The sequence below is a fragment of the Sagittula marina genome (assembly GCF_014196795.1).
Classification (GTDB): domain Bacteria; phylum Pseudomonadota; class Alphaproteobacteria; order Rhodobacterales; family Rhodobacteraceae; genus Sagittula; species Sagittula marina.
Genome location: NZ_JACIEJ010000011.1, coordinates 85,204 through 100,551, shown reverse-complemented (window position 1 = coordinate 100,551; position 15,348 = coordinate 85,204). Strand labels below are relative to the sequence as shown.

General features: G+C 62.9%; 15 protein-coding genes, 1 tRNA gene and 1 pseudogene. 4 read left to right on the top strand and 13 right to left on the bottom strand.

The window, feature by feature from the left end:
* Positions 1–38: 38 nt before the first annotated feature.
* On the bottom strand, positions 39–1,085 hold the full coding sequence (gene purM, locus GGQ68_RS19285) for a phosphoribosylformylglycinamidine cyclo-ligase (protein WP_183968899.1): 1,047 nt from the start codon (positions 1,083–1,085) through the stop codon (positions 39–41).
* 151 nt (positions 1,086–1,236) lie between these two features.
* Between purM and GGQ68_RS19280 the strand changes: the two genes are divergently transcribed.
* Positions 1,237–2,643, top strand: a complete 1,407-nt coding sequence (locus GGQ68_RS19280) for a hypothetical protein (protein WP_183968897.1) — start codon at positions 1,237–1,239, stop codon at positions 2,641–2,643.
* Positions 2,644–2,689: 46 nt separating this feature from the next.
* Here GGQ68_RS19280 and GGQ68_RS19275 read toward each other — a convergent pair whose 3' ends face one another.
* Positions 2,690–2,905, bottom strand: a complete 216-nt coding sequence (locus tag GGQ68_RS19275) for a hypervirulence associated TUDOR domain-containing protein (protein ID WP_183968895.1) — start codon at positions 2,903–2,905, stop codon at positions 2,690–2,692.
* Positions 2,906–3,003: 98 nt separating this feature from the next.
* Here GGQ68_RS19275 and GGQ68_RS19270 point away from each other — a divergent pair.
* Positions 3,004–3,080, top strand: a tRNA-Ile gene (locus GGQ68_RS19270).
* A gap of 913 nt (positions 3,081–3,993) precedes the next feature.
* Here the strand turns inward: GGQ68_RS19270 and GGQ68_RS19265 are convergent.
* The 9 genes and pseudogenes from GGQ68_RS19265 to GGQ68_RS19225 all read right to left on the bottom strand — a co-directional run.
* Positions 3,994–4,301: pseudogene (locus GGQ68_RS19265) on the bottom strand (transposase); the annotation flags it as partial.
* A 329-nt stretch (positions 4,302–4,630) separates the two neighbouring features.
* On the bottom strand, positions 4,631–5,383 hold the full coding sequence (locus GGQ68_RS19260; RefSeq protein ID WP_183968893.1) for an HpcH/HpaI aldolase family protein: 753 nt from the start codon (positions 5,381–5,383) through the stop codon (positions 4,631–4,633).
* Positions 5,383–6,315, bottom strand: a complete 933-nt coding sequence (gene kce, locus GGQ68_RS19255) for a 3,5-dioxohexanoate:acetyl-CoA acetone transferase (protein ID WP_183968891.1) — start codon at positions 6,313–6,315, stop codon at positions 5,383–5,385. The genes GGQ68_RS19260 and kce overlap by 1 nt, the downstream gene beginning before the upstream one ends.
* Before the next feature lie 54 nt (positions 6,316–6,369).
* The gene (locus GGQ68_RS19250) at positions 6,370–7,233 is read right to left on the bottom strand and encodes a transporter (protein ID WP_183968889.1); all 864 of its coding nucleotides are present in this window, start codon (positions 7,231–7,233) and stop codon (positions 6,370–6,372) included.
* A 36-nt stretch (positions 7,234–7,269) separates the two neighbouring features.
* Complete coding sequence (locus GGQ68_RS19245; protein ID WP_183968888.1) at positions 7,270–7,788, bottom strand: flavin reductase family protein; 519 nt, start codon at positions 7,786–7,788, stop codon at positions 7,270–7,272.
* 72 nt (positions 7,789–7,860) lie between these two features.
* Positions 7,861–9,033, bottom strand: a complete 1,173-nt coding sequence (locus GGQ68_RS19240; RefSeq protein ID WP_183968886.1) for a p-hydroxyphenylacetate 3-hydroxylase oxygenase component — start codon at positions 9,031–9,033, stop codon at positions 7,861–7,863.
* 23 nt (positions 9,034–9,056) lie between these two features.
* Positions 9,057–9,731: an alpha/beta fold hydrolase gene (locus GGQ68_RS19235; RefSeq protein ID WP_183968884.1), complete on the bottom strand. Its 675-nt coding sequence runs from the start codon at positions 9,729–9,731 to the stop codon at positions 9,057–9,059.
* Entirely contained in the window at positions 9,728–10,198 is a 471-nt protein-coding gene (locus GGQ68_RS19230; protein ID WP_183968882.1) for a nuclear transport factor 2 family protein, read from the bottom strand. The genes GGQ68_RS19235 and GGQ68_RS19230 overlap by 4 nt, the downstream gene beginning before the upstream one ends.
* Complete coding sequence (locus GGQ68_RS19225; RefSeq protein WP_183968879.1) at positions 10,195–11,109, bottom strand: VOC family protein; 915 nt, start codon at positions 11,107–11,109, stop codon at positions 10,195–10,197. The genes GGQ68_RS19230 and GGQ68_RS19225 overlap by 4 nt, the downstream gene beginning before the upstream one ends.
* 444 nt (positions 11,110–11,553) lie before the next feature.
* Between GGQ68_RS19225 and GGQ68_RS19220 the strand changes: the two genes are divergently transcribed.
* On the top strand, positions 11,554–12,297 hold the full coding sequence (locus tag GGQ68_RS19220) for a TetR/AcrR family transcriptional regulator (RefSeq protein ID WP_183968877.1): 744 nt from the start codon (positions 11,554–11,556) through the stop codon (positions 12,295–12,297).
* Here the strand turns inward: GGQ68_RS19220 and GGQ68_RS19215 are convergent, their stop codons facing one another.
* Positions 12,298–13,215 carry a cupin domain-containing protein gene (locus GGQ68_RS19215; protein WP_183968875.1) on the bottom strand — a complete coding sequence of 306 codons (918 nt, stop codon included), beginning with the start codon at positions 13,213–13,215 and terminating at the stop codon, positions 12,298–12,300.
* 153 nt (positions 13,216–13,368) lie between these two features.
* Between GGQ68_RS19215 and GGQ68_RS19210 the strand changes: the two genes are divergently transcribed.
* The gene (locus GGQ68_RS19210) at positions 13,369–13,956 is read left to right on the top strand and encodes an NAD(P)H-dependent oxidoreductase (RefSeq protein WP_183968873.1); all 588 of its coding nucleotides are present in this window, start codon (positions 13,369–13,371) and stop codon (positions 13,954–13,956) included.
* Here GGQ68_RS19210 and GGQ68_RS19205 read toward each other — a convergent pair.
* The gene (locus GGQ68_RS19205) at positions 13,941–14,711 is read right to left on the bottom strand and encodes a DNA-binding transcriptional regulator (RefSeq protein WP_183968959.1); all 771 of its coding nucleotides are present in this window, start codon (positions 14,709–14,711) and stop codon (positions 13,941–13,943) included. The genes GGQ68_RS19210 and GGQ68_RS19205 overlap by 16 nt on opposite strands.
* Between the last annotated feature and the right edge of the window lie 637 nt (positions 14,712–15,348).

Below are 15,348 nucleotides of genomic sequence, written 5' to 3'. Positions count from 1 at the left end.
TTATCCTGTGCAGCGGGGCGCGAGCGCCCCTGCCCGGCTCAGAGCAGCGCGCCGGTGTAGCGCACGCCCTCACCAGCCGTGATCTTGCCGATCTCATGCACGTCATGGCCGGCCTCGGTCAGCGCAGCGCGGGCCTCGGCGGCCTTTTCCGGCGTGACCACGGCGATCATGCCGATGCCGCAGTTGAACGTCTTGAGCATTTCCGACGCGTCGATGTTCCCAGTCGCCGCCAGCCATTTGAAGATCGGCAGAAGCTCCCAGGCATCAAGGTCGATATCCGCGCCCATGCCTTCGGGCAGAACACGCGGCAGGTTTTCGGTCAGACCGCCACCGGTGATATGCGCCAGCGCGTGCACCGCCCCGGCCTTCACCGCCGCGAGGCTGCCTTTGACGTACAAGGTGGTCGGCGCCAGCAGTGCCTCGCCCAGCGTGCCCTCGCCCCACGGGCAGGCGCTGTCCCAGGTCAGGCCCGACACCTCCACCAGCTTGCGCACCAGCGAATAGCCGTTGGAGTGCACCCCGTTGGATGCCACGCCAAGCAGGATGTCGCCCTCGGCCACACCCTTTGGCAGATCCGCGCCGCGCTCCATCGCGCCCACGGCAAAGCCCGCAAGGTCGAAGTCACCCGCCGGATACATGCCCGGCATTTCCGCCGTCTCGCCGCCGATCAGCGCACAACCGGACCGCACGCAGCCCTCTGCGATGCCTTCGACCACGCGCGCCGCAGTGTCGGTGTCCAGCTTGCCGGTGGCGAAATAATCGAGAAAGAACAGCGGCTCCGCGCCTTGGCACACGAGGTCGTTCACGCACATGGCCACAAGGTCGATGCCCACGCCGTCCACCAGCCCGGTGTCGATGGCGATGCGCAGCTTGGTGCCCACGCCGTCGGTCGCGCCCACAAGGATCGGATCGCTATAGCCTGCGTCTTTCAGGTCGAACAGAGCGCCAAACCCGCCAAGGCCGGACATCACGCCGGAGCGGTTGGTGCGCTTTGCGGCGGGTTTGATCCGCTCCACCAGCGCGTTGCCCGCATCAATGTCCACGCCCGCCTGGGCATAAGTGAGACCGTTCTTACCGTCGCTCATGGTGTTCTCCGCAGGGCTGAGGGCGCTGTCACGCAAATGTTGCGCCGCGCTTACCGCAAAGGCACGCAGGCTGCAACGGGCTGGGACCGGGTTGACGCCAATGATCCGTTTACCATGATGGCGGTAGGAGAACGTGGGGTGACGGGTGAAAATGGACGAAATTCTTGAATGGCTGGCGCCACTCACACCGATCTTAGCCCTGTCGTCTTTGATGATTGCCATTTTGAGTCTGACTTGGAACATCAGATCAAAAGTCATCGGGGAACGAAGAACGGAACTTAAAGAGCGCATCGCCTCTCCCGCCTACCGTCACGCCGAGATCGCCGCCCACATCTGCACACGTTCGGAACGCTATCGCAACGGCCAGCGCCGTCTGTTGGGCTGGTTGGCGCGCCGGGTGGGCGGCATCTGGAGCGCCAAGAGTTTTGCCACCTGCATGACCCTCGCATACCTGTACCCTATCGCCGGCGCATTCCTTGGTTGGATCATCAGCGGTCAAACCACGCTGGGCGGACTGGAGCTTTTTCGAGACGTCGAGAGCTTCACGGGCCGATTGTCTCGGGCCGCTCTGGTACTTGCGGCAATGGCATTCTTCGCTTGGTTCTGGCCATTTTCGATAAAAACGTCGGAACATTGGGGCCTGCTCGCTGAACAACGACTTGACAGGCTTCCCCACCGGACCGGTTTTCTTTCGAAGGCGGTCCGGTGGGGAATTGGACTGTCAGGTGCCGTTGCCGTTGTCGTTGCCGTTGTCGGTGCCGTTGTCGGTGCCGTTGTCGTTGTCGGTGCCGGTTTCGGTTTCAGTGCCGTTGTCGTTGCCGTTGTAGTTGCCTTTGCCGGTGCCGGTTTCAGTGCCGTTGTCGGTGCCGGTGCCGGTTTCAGTGCCGTTGCCTTTGCCGGTGCCGTTGCCGTTGTCGTTGTCGTTGTGGGTGTCGGTTTCGGTTTCGGTGCCGTTGACGGTGATCTACAACAAGCCGCGCTCATCCCATTTGTCTGGCTCCTTCTTCCCCTCCTCAATGCTTTCGCGGACTACCTTTCATTCAACGTCACGCGCGGCTTCCTGACCGCCGCCAGCCGCCAGGTCCGCTCGGCTTGGTGGCTGGTGTCCCGCGTCGTCCTTGACCTGATCTTCGGCCTCATCTGCCTCGCTCTGCTTCTCTTCACCCTGCGTTACAGCCTTGACCTCTGGGCCAACCTCTCGCCCGAAACCCTGCCGCTCGACTGGCGCGCCTATTGGGCCGACGCCCGGCAGGATTGGTCCCAAGGCATGGCGCTCTGGATCATGTGCGCCACGACCCTCGTGCCGACCTTCGTTCATGTCATATGGGGCTTTGTGCATTGGCAGACCGCCGCCTCGCAGCACACGCAGGACGCGGTCGCCCTCATGGCGGCGCAGCCGACCGAGGCGCATATCACGGACAATGCCGTTCTCAGCCACATAGCCCGTGACCTGCGCCGTGGTCAGATCAACGCCGCCCTCCGGGTCACAGCTGGCGTCACGGCCTTTGTTTTCGTCAGTGCGGCACTTCTCCTCTCCGCACAGCGCATCTTCGGGTAAAGAATTCCTTTCCCCACCGTGCGACAGAAATTGTCAGCTGACAATTTCACGCCTTCTTCAACTCGCTGCCCTTCTTGAGCACCTCGTCCCCGTCCTCCTGCTCGATCCGGTAGGCGGGATTGTCGTCATCGGCGTCGCGCGTCACCTCACTGCCCTTGATCTTCAGCGTGATTTTCCGAGTGTATTTTTTCTGAATGGTTCCGGTACCTTCGCCGTCTCCCCAGTCCCACTTGACCTTGTCGCCCTCATCAAAGTCTTTCATCTTGTGCCTCCTGTTGATGAAAAGACAATGCGCGGACCGCTCAAGGCGTTCCCGATCTTGACGTCGCCGCCGCAGCGACTTAGTCAAAGCGGCACGGTGGGCCTGTAGCTCAACTGGTTAGAGCAGGGCGCTCATAACGCCTTGGTTGGGGGTTCGAGTCCCTCCGGGCCTACCAAAACCGCCGCATATCCCATGCCCAAGGTTCCCGCACGTCCGAAAGTGGCAACGCATTCCGCGTGCGCCCCAGCCTTTCCGCCGGAACCTCGACAATGTTGGCGGCGCTGCGCGAGATGGAAGAAATTCAAAGCGCATTCACGCCTAAGCGTCTTCTCGCTCTCGGTATTTTAATGCCGCAGAACGGCCAAAGAGGGATGATCGACCCGAGGGGTGACCGAGCCACCGGAAGGATACGCCGCGGCAAAGGGTTAAGACAAAGATCGGCTCTGGTGCACAAATCGGCTGATGGCTGTGCTACCTTTTTCCCGGACGGAATTTTCCTACTGGCGCGGTGACGGGAAGGCCGATCGCGGTACAGCCAGTCATGACGGCGATGCGGACGTGGCGTTCCGCGACCTGGCGGTCGACGTTTCATGCCATGCATTGTCCACCAGTGATGTGTCTTCAACCCTTGAGAGGGTTCGTCGCGACGCGGCTTCGGCAACGGTATCCGCGCCAGTTTCGCCAGATGGCACAACAGAGGTCTGTTTGCGCGCGTCTGCGCCTGCTGCGTCCGGGCCTTGGCGTTCCTGCGAGACGGGAGGATGCCGGCATGCGCACCGCGAACGGCCTCTTTCGTGCAAGTAACTATGCACTGCCGGCACGTGGTTGATATCGTGGCGGTGGCGCGTATCGCAGGCGCCGTCAACTGCCCGACAGGAGAGTGCGAAGCACCCTTCCACGAGGGCGTGGTGACGCTGCCGATCTGGTCATCCGGCGGGATCTGATCTGGCCGATCTGGCCACGCAGTTCGGCCAAGACGTGCGCGACGCGCCGGGACCGAATGCACTGCGTAACCCACCGTCGGTGATAGGGTTCCCGGTGATGCCCCTCCCGGTAGATTTAGAATGCAAATCGCGCGTAGGGAAATGAACGGCTCGGACTTCAAGTGTTTGATCGTTGATCGCGAGATGGATCTTGGACCGGGCTTGCCGCTTGCCGCCGTCATGCTTGCGGGCGTGCTACTCGCCGTCGGCCTCAACCTTGGTCCCGGGGCCCTCCGCTGCGCGGTCCCGATAGGGATCAGAACGTGCAGTGGCCTCTTGGAGCTGCGATACGGAACAGGCACCGCGAGGGTCTTTTGACGACGGGACAGCGTGCTGAAGTCCGGCACCTGCCAGTTCAGACAGAGCAGAGGCAGCAGACTCTCGACGAAATCGTTCGTTTGCCGCAAAGCCATGTCGCACGTACACGGAGGCAGCCATGCCGGGCGCTTGTGGCAAACCTCTTCGGCTCGGGAACCTGTAATATCAAATCATGGCCGCGCCACCATGCTGGCGTGGGTGCACAAAATTCCCAAAGGTCTGTTACCACTGCGGACCAACAGCGGCTTTCAAAGGTGTTCGAGACGTCGGGACTGTGTCGAACCCGCGAAGGGCGCAGGAAAGCACAGGGTCGCCTCTGCCTGTCTCAACAGGACAGGCAGCGCAGGAAACCGCGCCCACCGGATGCATAGTGTTTTCAGACACGCCATGTTTATCGGGAAGCTTGCGAAGGCGGATTTCGGGATCAAGGCGAAAAGCTGGCCCGGATCCGGGCGGCATGTGCGCGCAGAAACCCCTGATCGGACATGGTGAGAAACCCGGTGGCGCCCCGCGCGCGAAAATGCTCTGCTTCGGCGGGATCAGAGGCCATGATCAAGGCGGGCAGACCAGCATCGCGCGCTGCTTTCAGGATAACATCCACCGCGTGATCAAGCCCTCCCTCCCGGGCCGCCGCGCCCATGCTGGCAGCGAGGTCCGCGCGACCAACGAAAATCGCATCAAGCCCTTCGGTGAAAACGATATCTTCGATGTTGTCGACGGCCTCCGCGTCTTCGATCATAGCGATGACGGCGCTGCGGGCATCCTGCGTGGCCATGTGTTCGGCAACGCTCGTCGCGCCAAACTGCCCAGCGCGTGTCGTGGGCGACAGACCACGCACACCGCTGTAGCGCGCCAGAGAGACGATCTCGTGCGCAACGTCGGCAGAGGTGACATGCGGCACAAGCACGCCATCCGCACCACAGTCCAGCACCCGCAGGATATCGGCGGGCTGACGCACCCGCACCAGCCCGGCCATGGCATGCGCCCGACAGGCCAGCAGAATGGCATCCGTTGTCTCGGGGTTCAGGGGGGCGTGTTCCTCGTCGATCACCACGAAGTCGAAGCCCAGCGCCCCGAGGATCTCGGCGGGCTGGGTCGACGGGATCTTGAGGAAGGTGCCGAGCAGCGCCTTTGGGTGCCTGAGGCGTGCACGAAATTCCATTTTGTCCTGCGTCATCAAAAAGCCACCTCTTTCGCGCCCTTGGTCCCGAGCATCTCGCGCGCCTCGTCCGGCGTGGCAATCTCGTGGCCAAGCTCTTCGAGGATACGGCGCACCTTGGCGACCATTTGTGCGTTGCTTTCGGCCAACTGCCCCCTGGCAATGTAAAGGTTGTCCTCAAGCCCGACGCGCACGTGCCCGCCAAGGATCGCACCCATGGTGACCAGCGGGAACTGCGACCGCCCTGCCCCCAGCACCGACAACAGGTAATCGTCACCAAACAGCCGGTCAGCGGTGGCGCGCATATGCATGAGGTTCTCCGGGTCTGTGCCTTGCGCGCCCGTCACCCCGAAAATCGCCTGAACGAAAAACGGCGGCTTCACCAACCCCCGGTCCGCGAAATGCGCGAGGTTGTAAAGATGGCCGGTGTCGTAGCACTCGTACTCGAAACGGGTGCCCAGCGCGTTCAGCTCGGTCAGCACCGCTTCGATCTGGGTGAAGGTGTTCGACATGATCAGGTCGCGGGTGCTGCGCAGGTAATCGACCTCCCACGGTTGCGGATCGTGACAGCCCTTTTCCGCGGCGGAGATGTTGAAGTTGAACGACCCCATGTTGAGCGAGGCCAGCTCTGGCGCGGCCTGAAGCGCCGGGGCGATGCGCGCCTCCATCGACATGCCGAGGCCACCGCCGGTGGTGATGTTGACGATGGCGTCGGTCTCCTCGCGGATGCGCGGCAGGAAGGCAGCGTAATGGGCGGGGTCCTGACTGGGTGCGCCGGTCTCGGGCCTGCGGGCGTGCAGATGCAAAACGGCGGCCCCAGCCTCTGCTGCGCCAATCGCGCTTTCGGCGATCTGATCGGCGGTGACCGGCAAGTGAGGCGACATGGACGGCGTGTGGATGGAGCCAGTCACGGCGCAGGAGATGATGGTCTTCTTCGAGGGGCGCGGCACGGCGGGTCCTTTCAGGTCAGGTCCGGCCCGGAGATGCCCCCGGGCCGGCGTGGATCAGAACACCTTGACGAGGCGGATCTGGGTTACGCTATCGTATTCAAAGCCGCCTTCGACATTGAAATCCTTGCCGATCATGCCTTGGATCTGCGTTGTCGGGTTCAGGAAATGCGTGCCGTACAGGCGTACCTGGTCGCGGTGCGTTTTCAGGCCGGTCTTGACGCCGCCGACGCTTTGGTCGCCGCCGCGCTGTCCGGAATAGCCGATGGTCATGGACGTGCCCGGACCCCACTGCTTGCGCAGCATGGTCTGCAACTGCCACGACGGGTCGCGTTCGTGGGTCACGCCGTTCTCGTCGTGGTCCTGCTGAAACGCAACGTCCAGTGCTCCGTCGAAGTAAAAGCCATTGCCCAGCCCCTGGATCACGCCGACTTGCGGGGTGATGGTAAACGTCCCCTCGCCGATCCCAAGCCGTGCCGGATCATAGTCGCCGGTCGGCAAGGTCGCGAAAAGCGAAAAGCCAAGCGTGGTCCCGGTGTCGGGGGTGTCGGGCTGAACCGGCCAGAGCGTCAAGCCCAGCGTGGTATCCCCCAGCCCGTCGGTGGTCTTTTGGCCAAAGCCGCCGATGTCGGCGTCGATGCTGGCAAACGGCGCGACGACGTGAAACGCCGCAGGCATGTCGCCCAGCGTGAAGTAATTCAGGCTGCGCATAATCGCGACGTCGGCCTCGAAGCTGGAGCCGGGCACATCCGAGCCGTCCACGCGCAACGTGTCAGAGCTGAGATGCTGCCAATACAGCATCCCCAGCGTGGTCCCCCCCGGCAGGATCGTGTAATCTGCGGGGCCGACGTCAATGGCCTGCGCGGGTGCGGCGAGGCTTAACGCGACGGCTGTCGCGCCAAGGGTTTGGGTCATCTTCATTCAGGTCTCCTCCCTGTTTTGATGTCAGTTTCAGGATCAGCCGGCGGCGACCTGCGGATGTGGCCGGGCCATGGAATAGCCGCCCCGGTGATACAAAAGCGGCGCGTGCTCGGACGCGGCAAAGTCGGTAACCCGCCCGATCAGGATCCAGTGATCACCGCCATCGAGAATGTTCTCGCGGCTGCATTGGATCGTGGCGCAGGTGTCGGACAGCAGCAGGCAGCGGCCGTGTCCTTCGGCCACGTCGAGCCCGGCGAACTTGTCGTCACTGCGGCACGCGAACTGGTTCGACAGGTCGATTTGGTCATGAGCGAGGATGTTGACCGCGAAGTGGCTGGCCGCTGCAAACGTCGGGTAGCTCGACGACGTTTTCACAAGGCTCCACAGGATCAACGGGGGGTCGAGTGACAGGGAGTTGAAGCTGTTGGCGGTGACGCCGACGCGTTTGCCGTCTGCCTGCGCGGTGATGACGGTAACGCCGGTGGCAAAGCAGCCAAGCGCTGCCCGGAAGGCACGGGGATCGAACCCGTCGGCGGCGGGGAAATCTTCGGTCATCGGGACCTCTGCGGTTTGTGTGGACTTTGGGGATGTGGCCTGCCCCGGTGGGCGGGACAGGCCGGGGCGGGGTCAGAACAGGGAGGGATCCGGTTCCAGCCCCATCAATGCGCGCCCGAGGATCTGCGCGCAAATGTCATAGTCGGTATAAGCATGGGCAGCGGTCATATGGGCATCGCGGAACAGGCGCTGGCCTTCGGCATCGTCGAACCATGACGATCCGCCCGACGCCTCGAACAAGCGATCCACTGCCGCAACGAACATCTTGACCGCATAGGCCTGATTGGTGCGCCAGAAGGCCATCTTGGTCTCATCGGGGAAAACGCGGCGCTCGGCGTGATCGCGCATGTCTTCCCACGTCTTTTCAAGGAACGCCCGGCCCGCAGCCACCTGATGTGTGCTTTCGGCGAGGCGCATGCAGGCGGGGATCGATTGCCCGACCTTTGCCCCGGTATAGGCGCGCACACGGTTCTGCGTCCGCTCGATGTACAACTGGATCATGCGCTCTGCGACACCAAGCGAGACCGCCGAAAAGCAGCTGGCAAAGACGTAGATGAACGGCACGTGATAGGTCGTGCTGTCGGGGTAAAGGTCCCCTCCCGCCGAGGTCAGCGTCATCAGCGCAGGCACGCTTTCGATGCGGTGCTCGGGGACAAAGGCGTCCTTGACCACGATGGTCTTGGACCCGGTGCCGCGCATCCCGGCGGTGTACCAGGTATCCTTGATCTCGTAATCCGCGCGCGGAACGATGGCAAAGCTGTAGACCTTGCCCATCTCGGCGTCGTCGCGCAGGAAGCCGAGGATCGCCCATTGGCCATGATCACATCCCGACGACCAGCCGAACTCCCCCGAGAAACGGATGCCGCCTTCGACCTCTTGGGACTTGCCGTAGGGCGCGATGGAGGAGGAGACCACCGTATCGGGATCGTCGCCCCAGATCTCTTCCTGCATCTGCTTTGAATAAAGCGCGATCTGGTGCGCGTGTTCGGCCAGCAACGAGAAGGCCCATGCGGTGGACCCGCAGGCCGTGGCAATCAGCGCGATGCAGTTCTCGAAATCGGGCACCGCCATCTCGAGGCCGCCGTAGTCTTTGGGCTGAAACGCCCGGTGCAGGCCGGTGCCCTTGAGCAGGTCGATGTTCTCCTGCGGCACCTGCCGCATTTCCTCTGCCTTGGATGCATTCGCCGCGATCTGCGGCAGGACCGCGCGCACGCGCTCGATCATCGGGGTGGTATCGTCGAACATGGGTCTTCTCCTCCCTTGGTGTATCAATCAGTCAGGAATGCGATGGCCGCCTCGCAAAAGCGGGCATCGGATGTGAGCGCCACGTGGCCGGGGCCGTCGATCAGCTGGTGGCTGGCTTGCGGCAGCGCCGCGCGCAGCCGGTCATCGGGTTGCGCCACAGCGTCGTCGCGGCTGTTGAAGATCAGGATCGGCGCTTTGGCCGCGCTCAGTCGATCTTCGGTCAGGACCGGGTTGGCGGGCCGCTCCAGCACGGCGGCCAGACAGGCTGGGTCACTGCCGCTTTTCTCGGCGTAGGCCAGCAGGGCTGCGACCTGTGGCGGGTGATCGGTCGTCTCTGCGCGCAGGGCCGCGACGATGGCCGGGCCAGCGGCTTCCGGCGCAAAGAGGTTGTCGCCAATGCCGCCCAGAACAAGCCGGCCGTTGGCACCGGGGGTGCGGGCTTCGAGTTCCAGCATCAGCTTGGTGCCGAGGGAAAAGCCGATGGCGCCGTGCAGCCCCTTGGGCAGCTTCCCCGCCAGGTCGCTGGCAAGATCGGCGTAGTCGGTCGGCTCGTGCGATCCGCCCCCTGCCCCGTGACCGGCAATGTTCACGCCGACAGGCTCGAACCCTGCGCCGCGAAGAGCCTCGGCCCAGCCGTCTGCCTCCCAGGTCGCGGCATACGACCCGCCCCAGCCGTGGATCAAGGCCACCTGTTTCATGACGGGTCTCCCTTGGCTGCAGCGGCGGCTTTTTTCAGGTCTGGCGTGTCGCTGCCCGCAAAGACCAGGGCGCCGTACACCGCGCGAAAACGCCAACCGTCCGACGTTTCGACGCACTCAAAAGTGAAATCCGCGAGTGAGGACGGCGCTTCCAACGGCAACGGACGTGCGCCGGTGCCTGAAAAGACCGTCACGGTGGCCGCCATACGCACAGCTTCTCCGGGCAAGAACCGGAGGTTGCTGCACAGGTGCCGGGTGCCGCGCTGGCGTTCGACGGACAAGGCCCGGCGGGCGGTGAAGTAGCGGGTCAGCTCCTCCGTGCCGGTGGCGCGAAAGCTCTCGATGCCGAGCGTGCCGTCGGCGGTGAAAAGCGACGCCCCGGGCGTGTCATCCACCTCATCCACCACGGCCCAGAAGCGCAGGGCAAGATCCTGCACCTCCAGATATGTTTGTGCCGACAGGCTCATGAGCCGACCGTCATGAAGGTTTCGGCCATCTCGTATCCCCAACCGTTCATCACGTCGGTCAGCTGCTCCGGCGCGATGTTGCAATCGAGCGGTGCCGCATCGTCCGCGAACTGCTCCATGCCGGAGGAGAACTCGTTGCGGTTGCCGAACGGGTCAAAGACATATGCGTAATTGTTAGTGCCAAAGCCGGTGGATTTGCCAAGGCCCGCGTTGTGGCGGCCCGGACCGAATTCCCAGCGGTGGCCGGTTTCCATCAGGCGGTCCGAGAGGCGGAAGTAGTGGTTGCCGTCCTCGACCGCGAAGGCCACGTGGTGCAGGCGATCGGCTGGGCGCACGGCCTTCATGTAGGCGATATCGTGATCGTAGGCCGAGCCGCGCAGCCAGATCCCCGCGAGCTGACCGCCCACAGAGATGTTGAGCGAGGACTTGAAGCCGATCATCATCAGGAAGTCGCGCATCACCGCAGGATCGACTTCGCCCAGCAGGTTGATGTGGTCCATATCGGTCGGAATGTGCGACCCCTTCGCATCGAAGTCACAGATGCCCGCGCGGCGCTCCGCACCGCCGGTACACAGCCGCAGCTCGTGGCCTGACGGCAGGTGGAATTTCAGCGCCGCACCTTCGCCCGGACGGCTGTCACCGGTCAGACGCTCAGAGGCGACGCCTTCCTTGGTCAGGATGCTCTCGACGCGGTCAAGATCGTCCTGATCGTCCACGCCGAAAGTGAAGTTCTCCAGCGATTGCGTGCCCTTCACCAGCGTGATGTCCGCCGCCGTGCCACGGCAGGCAAGGTGAACGGTGGTGTCGTCACGGGACAGGACGGTCAGGCCCAGCACGTCTTCGTACCAGGTCAGCGCCTTGCCCAAGTCGCCGACTTGGATTGCGGCGTGGTCGATGCGGTTGATCCCCATGGTGTGATCCCTTTCTTCAGACAATGATGTTTCGGGCGGCGACCGACGCGGGTCGCCACAGGTGCACGCCCGCAGTTCCGGGCGACGGGTGTCGGACACGACCAGGCCGGTCGGACAAAGGTCCGCTGCCGGGTGGCGTCGCGACATTTGATGGGTCAGGTCAGGGCGCGCTCATGGCGGCGCCGCACCGGTCAAACCGGTGGTTGTCGTCTTGTCATTTTGCAATCCTCCCTGTGGGCTCTCCCAAGCCCGAATTGAAAGCAGCCCTCCTGCCGCCTTGACCAAACACTACGCCAAATTTCAATTTGAACAAATAGTCATTTTAGCAATTTCATTTGGTGGAATTCGCACAGCTACACGTTGTGGGGTGGCACTTGCTTCGCAGCTGCGGCATATTTTGAGCGTTCCGCACCCGAGGACACGATAGAAGGCCCCGCCCCGCTGATGGCAGACAATATAGAGAACGCAGACGACGCCATTGCACGGATGGGCTATCGCACCTCCCACTCTGGCAGGCGTGCGGAAATAGGCGCGGCGCGACGGGCGAAGTCGCGCAACACCATATTGACGGCTGCGTTTGAATGTTACGGGCGCGAAGACGGACGCATCGTGCGGATCGAAGATGTCTGCAAGGCAGCCGGTGTGGCGCGCGGCACCTTCTACAACCACTTCGACGACCTCGAACAGCTTCGATATCATTTGCTTGAAGAGATGACCGGGGAATTCGACCGCGCCGTTCACCACATGTTCAGCGCACTGGAAAACGCAGCCGAACAAAGCGCGGTCGCCATTCGCTACTACCTGCACGCTGCCGAAAAGAACCCCGCCTGGGGCTGGGCCATGATTCACTCAAGCGCGCCGGGGCACACCTTTGGCGAAATGGTCTGGCACAATTCACTAGTCACGATCCGGCGCGGCGTGGACGAGGGTCTGTTCACGATCCCCACCGCCGAGATCGGGCGCGACATCCTGATGGGGTCGGTCACCGCGGCGATGGTGTCGATCACGCGGGGCACCACGCCCGCAGACTACCCCGAGCTGATCTCGACGCATGTGTTGATGGGGTTCGGCATGTCGGCCCAGGCCGCACGAGAGTTGTCCTATCGGCCCCTGCCCGCCCTGCCCGCCATCGCCCATGACACCATCGTCATCGCCTCCATGCCTGCGCTGGGCGACATCGGCGATTGATCACTCGATAGAGGTCTGCGCGCGCGGATAGTCGGCGGCGTTCAGAACCCAGTCGTCCTTCAACGAAAAGTCCATGCGCGGCGGAGAGAAGATGTCCACGATCTGCGTCTCCTCCGACACCCAGAGCGTCGTGTGGATGGCCGGGGGCGGCAGCACGGCCATGGACGGGCTGGCGCAGCGCAGATGCATGTCCTCGCGCCAGTCAGACATGTTCGGCGTCCAGGGCCAGCGCAGGAAATGCTCAAAATCGCCGTCCAGCGTCAGGCTGATCTGTTCAAAGCTGGCGTGGTAATGCGGAGAGACTTTGGCCGTATCGCGCGGCTTCGTGAATCGCGGCAACACGTTCACCATCATCGTGGTGCAGCGGAAGATGCGGCCGAAACGTCCCGGCGTGTCCGGCACATCCAGATCGTAAACCCTCAATCTGTACCCGCCCACCGGGTCAGGCCATTGCTGAAACGGCGGAATCACAGGATTGATCGGAACCTCGGGATTGCTGCATCGCGCGACAAGATCCGCAGACCGGGTCGTGAACAGGAAGGTGACGGAACCCTTGCCGGAGATCCGGACGCGGCTGTCACCGGGCGGGATGATGAACAGATGGTTGCCGGGATGGTCCACGACCTCGCCCGCTTCGGTTTTAACAGAGAAACGCAGGTCCGGGTCGGACGAAAATACGACGTATTCATCCCGCTGACCGTGCCGCGCAAACTCTGCCACGCCATCCAGGGCGACCAGCCGCACGACAAGGTTCGTGGACCGCATCATCCAAGCGCGCCAGCCGTCCCCGCGTTCCTGGGGGTCAGTCTGCGAAAAATGGCCGACCTCGGGACCGCAAAATGGGCCGGAGAATGCCTCAGAGGCGCTCTGATCCGGTTTGCGGGAAAGGGACTTGCGCGGGTCACTGTCGTCGAACATTGGCCATCTCCTTCGTCATTGGTGCGTCGGACGTCGCACGCCGGGACCCGCCGCGCACGTGATACGCGCACCGATTTCGCACCGTGAAATTGGCAAATGCCTTGCTTGTGGCGCGGTCGAGGAATGCGTCACCTTTGCGCGCAGGAGGACATCATGACCAAAACCCTCGTCATTGCGGCGCATCCCGACATGGCCCACAGCCGGGTCAACGCACTTTGGAGCCAGACGGTGCGCGACAGCGGCACGATCACGCTTTGCGATCTCTATGCAACTTATCCGGACGGGCGTATCGACGGCGCCGCCGAACGCGCCCTGCTGGAGACGCATGACCGGATCATCCTGCAATTCCCGCTGACCTGGTATTCTTGCCCGCCGTTATTGTCACAGTGGCAGATCGCCATTCTGAAACGCGGTTGGGCCTACGGTCCGGGCGGGCGGGCGCTGCGGCTCAAGACCTTTGGCATCGCGTTCAGCACCGGGTCAAACGGGGCCGATTACCAGCCGGACGGCCGCTATGGGCGCACTCTCGAAGAGGTGACGATCCCCTTTGAGCTGTTGGCCAAACACACCGGGATGCACTACCTGCCACCATTCACGCTGACCGGCGTGCGCGCGCTGGACGACAGCGCCGTGGCGGCCTCTGCGCAGGACTATTTGCACCATCTCAGGCACGCGGAGCCGATCATCGTCGCGTCTGGCACCGACGACAATCGCGCCACGACCGTTTATCCCACAGGCTGATAGGCGCTGCCTGCCGCGCAGGCCTGTGCGGCGGCGCTGAGCTCTGTCTTGAGGGTGTTCACGTTGACCTGCGCTTTCGCGAAATAGGTTATCCCCAATGTGCCAACCAGTTTGGCGCCCATCCGCAGGGGCGCAGCTATGGAATGCGTTTCCGGCTGGATGTTGCCGGTGCGCTCCCCGAAGCCGCTTGCGCGTGTCAGGGCAACGACCGCCTCGGCGCGTTGCGCGATGGCGACAGCCTCTTCGTTGGTTTCCGCCGATTGCTGAAGCAAATTCACCAGATGTTGTCGCTCTTCCTCCGGGCAAAACCCGAGATACGCGCGGCCATGGGCGTAGTCCAGCAGCGTCATGCGCCGGTTGATTGTCGACTGGTAGTGCGACAGCGGGCTCATCGGGATCGTACTGAACCGAATGACCAGCGCATCCACGTCCAGCGTTGCCACCGCCGTCGGCCAGAGTGTGTGCGTGGTCAGCGCCTCGGCTGCCTGACGTGCCACGTCGAAGACCTGAGGCAAACCGTGATGCCCCGCGCCCAGCGATGCGACCTTTTCGGTCACGCAATAGCCCGCCTGCCGCCCAATCTTGCGCACGTAGCCAGCGGCCATCAGCGTCTCCAACAGGCGCACCACGGTGGGGGCCGGCAGATCGGTCTGAGCGGCGAGATACTGCACCCGAACGACTGGCGCCCGGTTCATCAACTCGAGGATTTGCAGCGTGCGCTCCACTGAACGAACGGTTTTGGGGAGGTTGGTCATGTGGCCTGTAAACATGGAAGCGTGATGGCCCATCTGACACTGGTGCACAGGCAGGATCAAGCCATCAAGCGTCCGAGGCCATCCCATGCGCGTTTTGTCCGATATTTCAGAAACCTGTCATCGGTTCATGTCTGTGGGGGCGAATAAGTCCGGCTTGCCGATCTAGCCGGTGTGAAGACATTGCTCCACGGCGTTTTATCAATCCGGGCTTCTCTGCGCGCGGCTTTGACATTGGCTGCGCACTCAAAGCGGACCCGCGCCATCGCGGACGCCACAGGTGCAGAGCGATGGACGCCCGAGGCGGCGGCCGGAGTGACTGAACGCCTGGCCGGTTTTGTTGGGAACGCTCTGACTTGGCGAGACAGGTCTTCATAAGACCTTCCGGCGAATGCGCTCCTTTGCACCTAAGGTCGACCATCTGGTCTGAAGCGCGAGCTGCGCAACCCAAGGTCCGAGGCGATTTCGTTCGAAGTACAGGCTCCAATACGCCAGCCTGACGTGTACCCACAGCCCGTTGTTAAGAGCTGTCAAACCGGGCCTTCGCCGCGCGAAGAATGCAGCTCTGCTCCGCGAGACCAGTCCAAGGGCTTTTCTGGGAGGCAGCTTCATCTGCTTGGCATGCGTGACCTGTGATCCC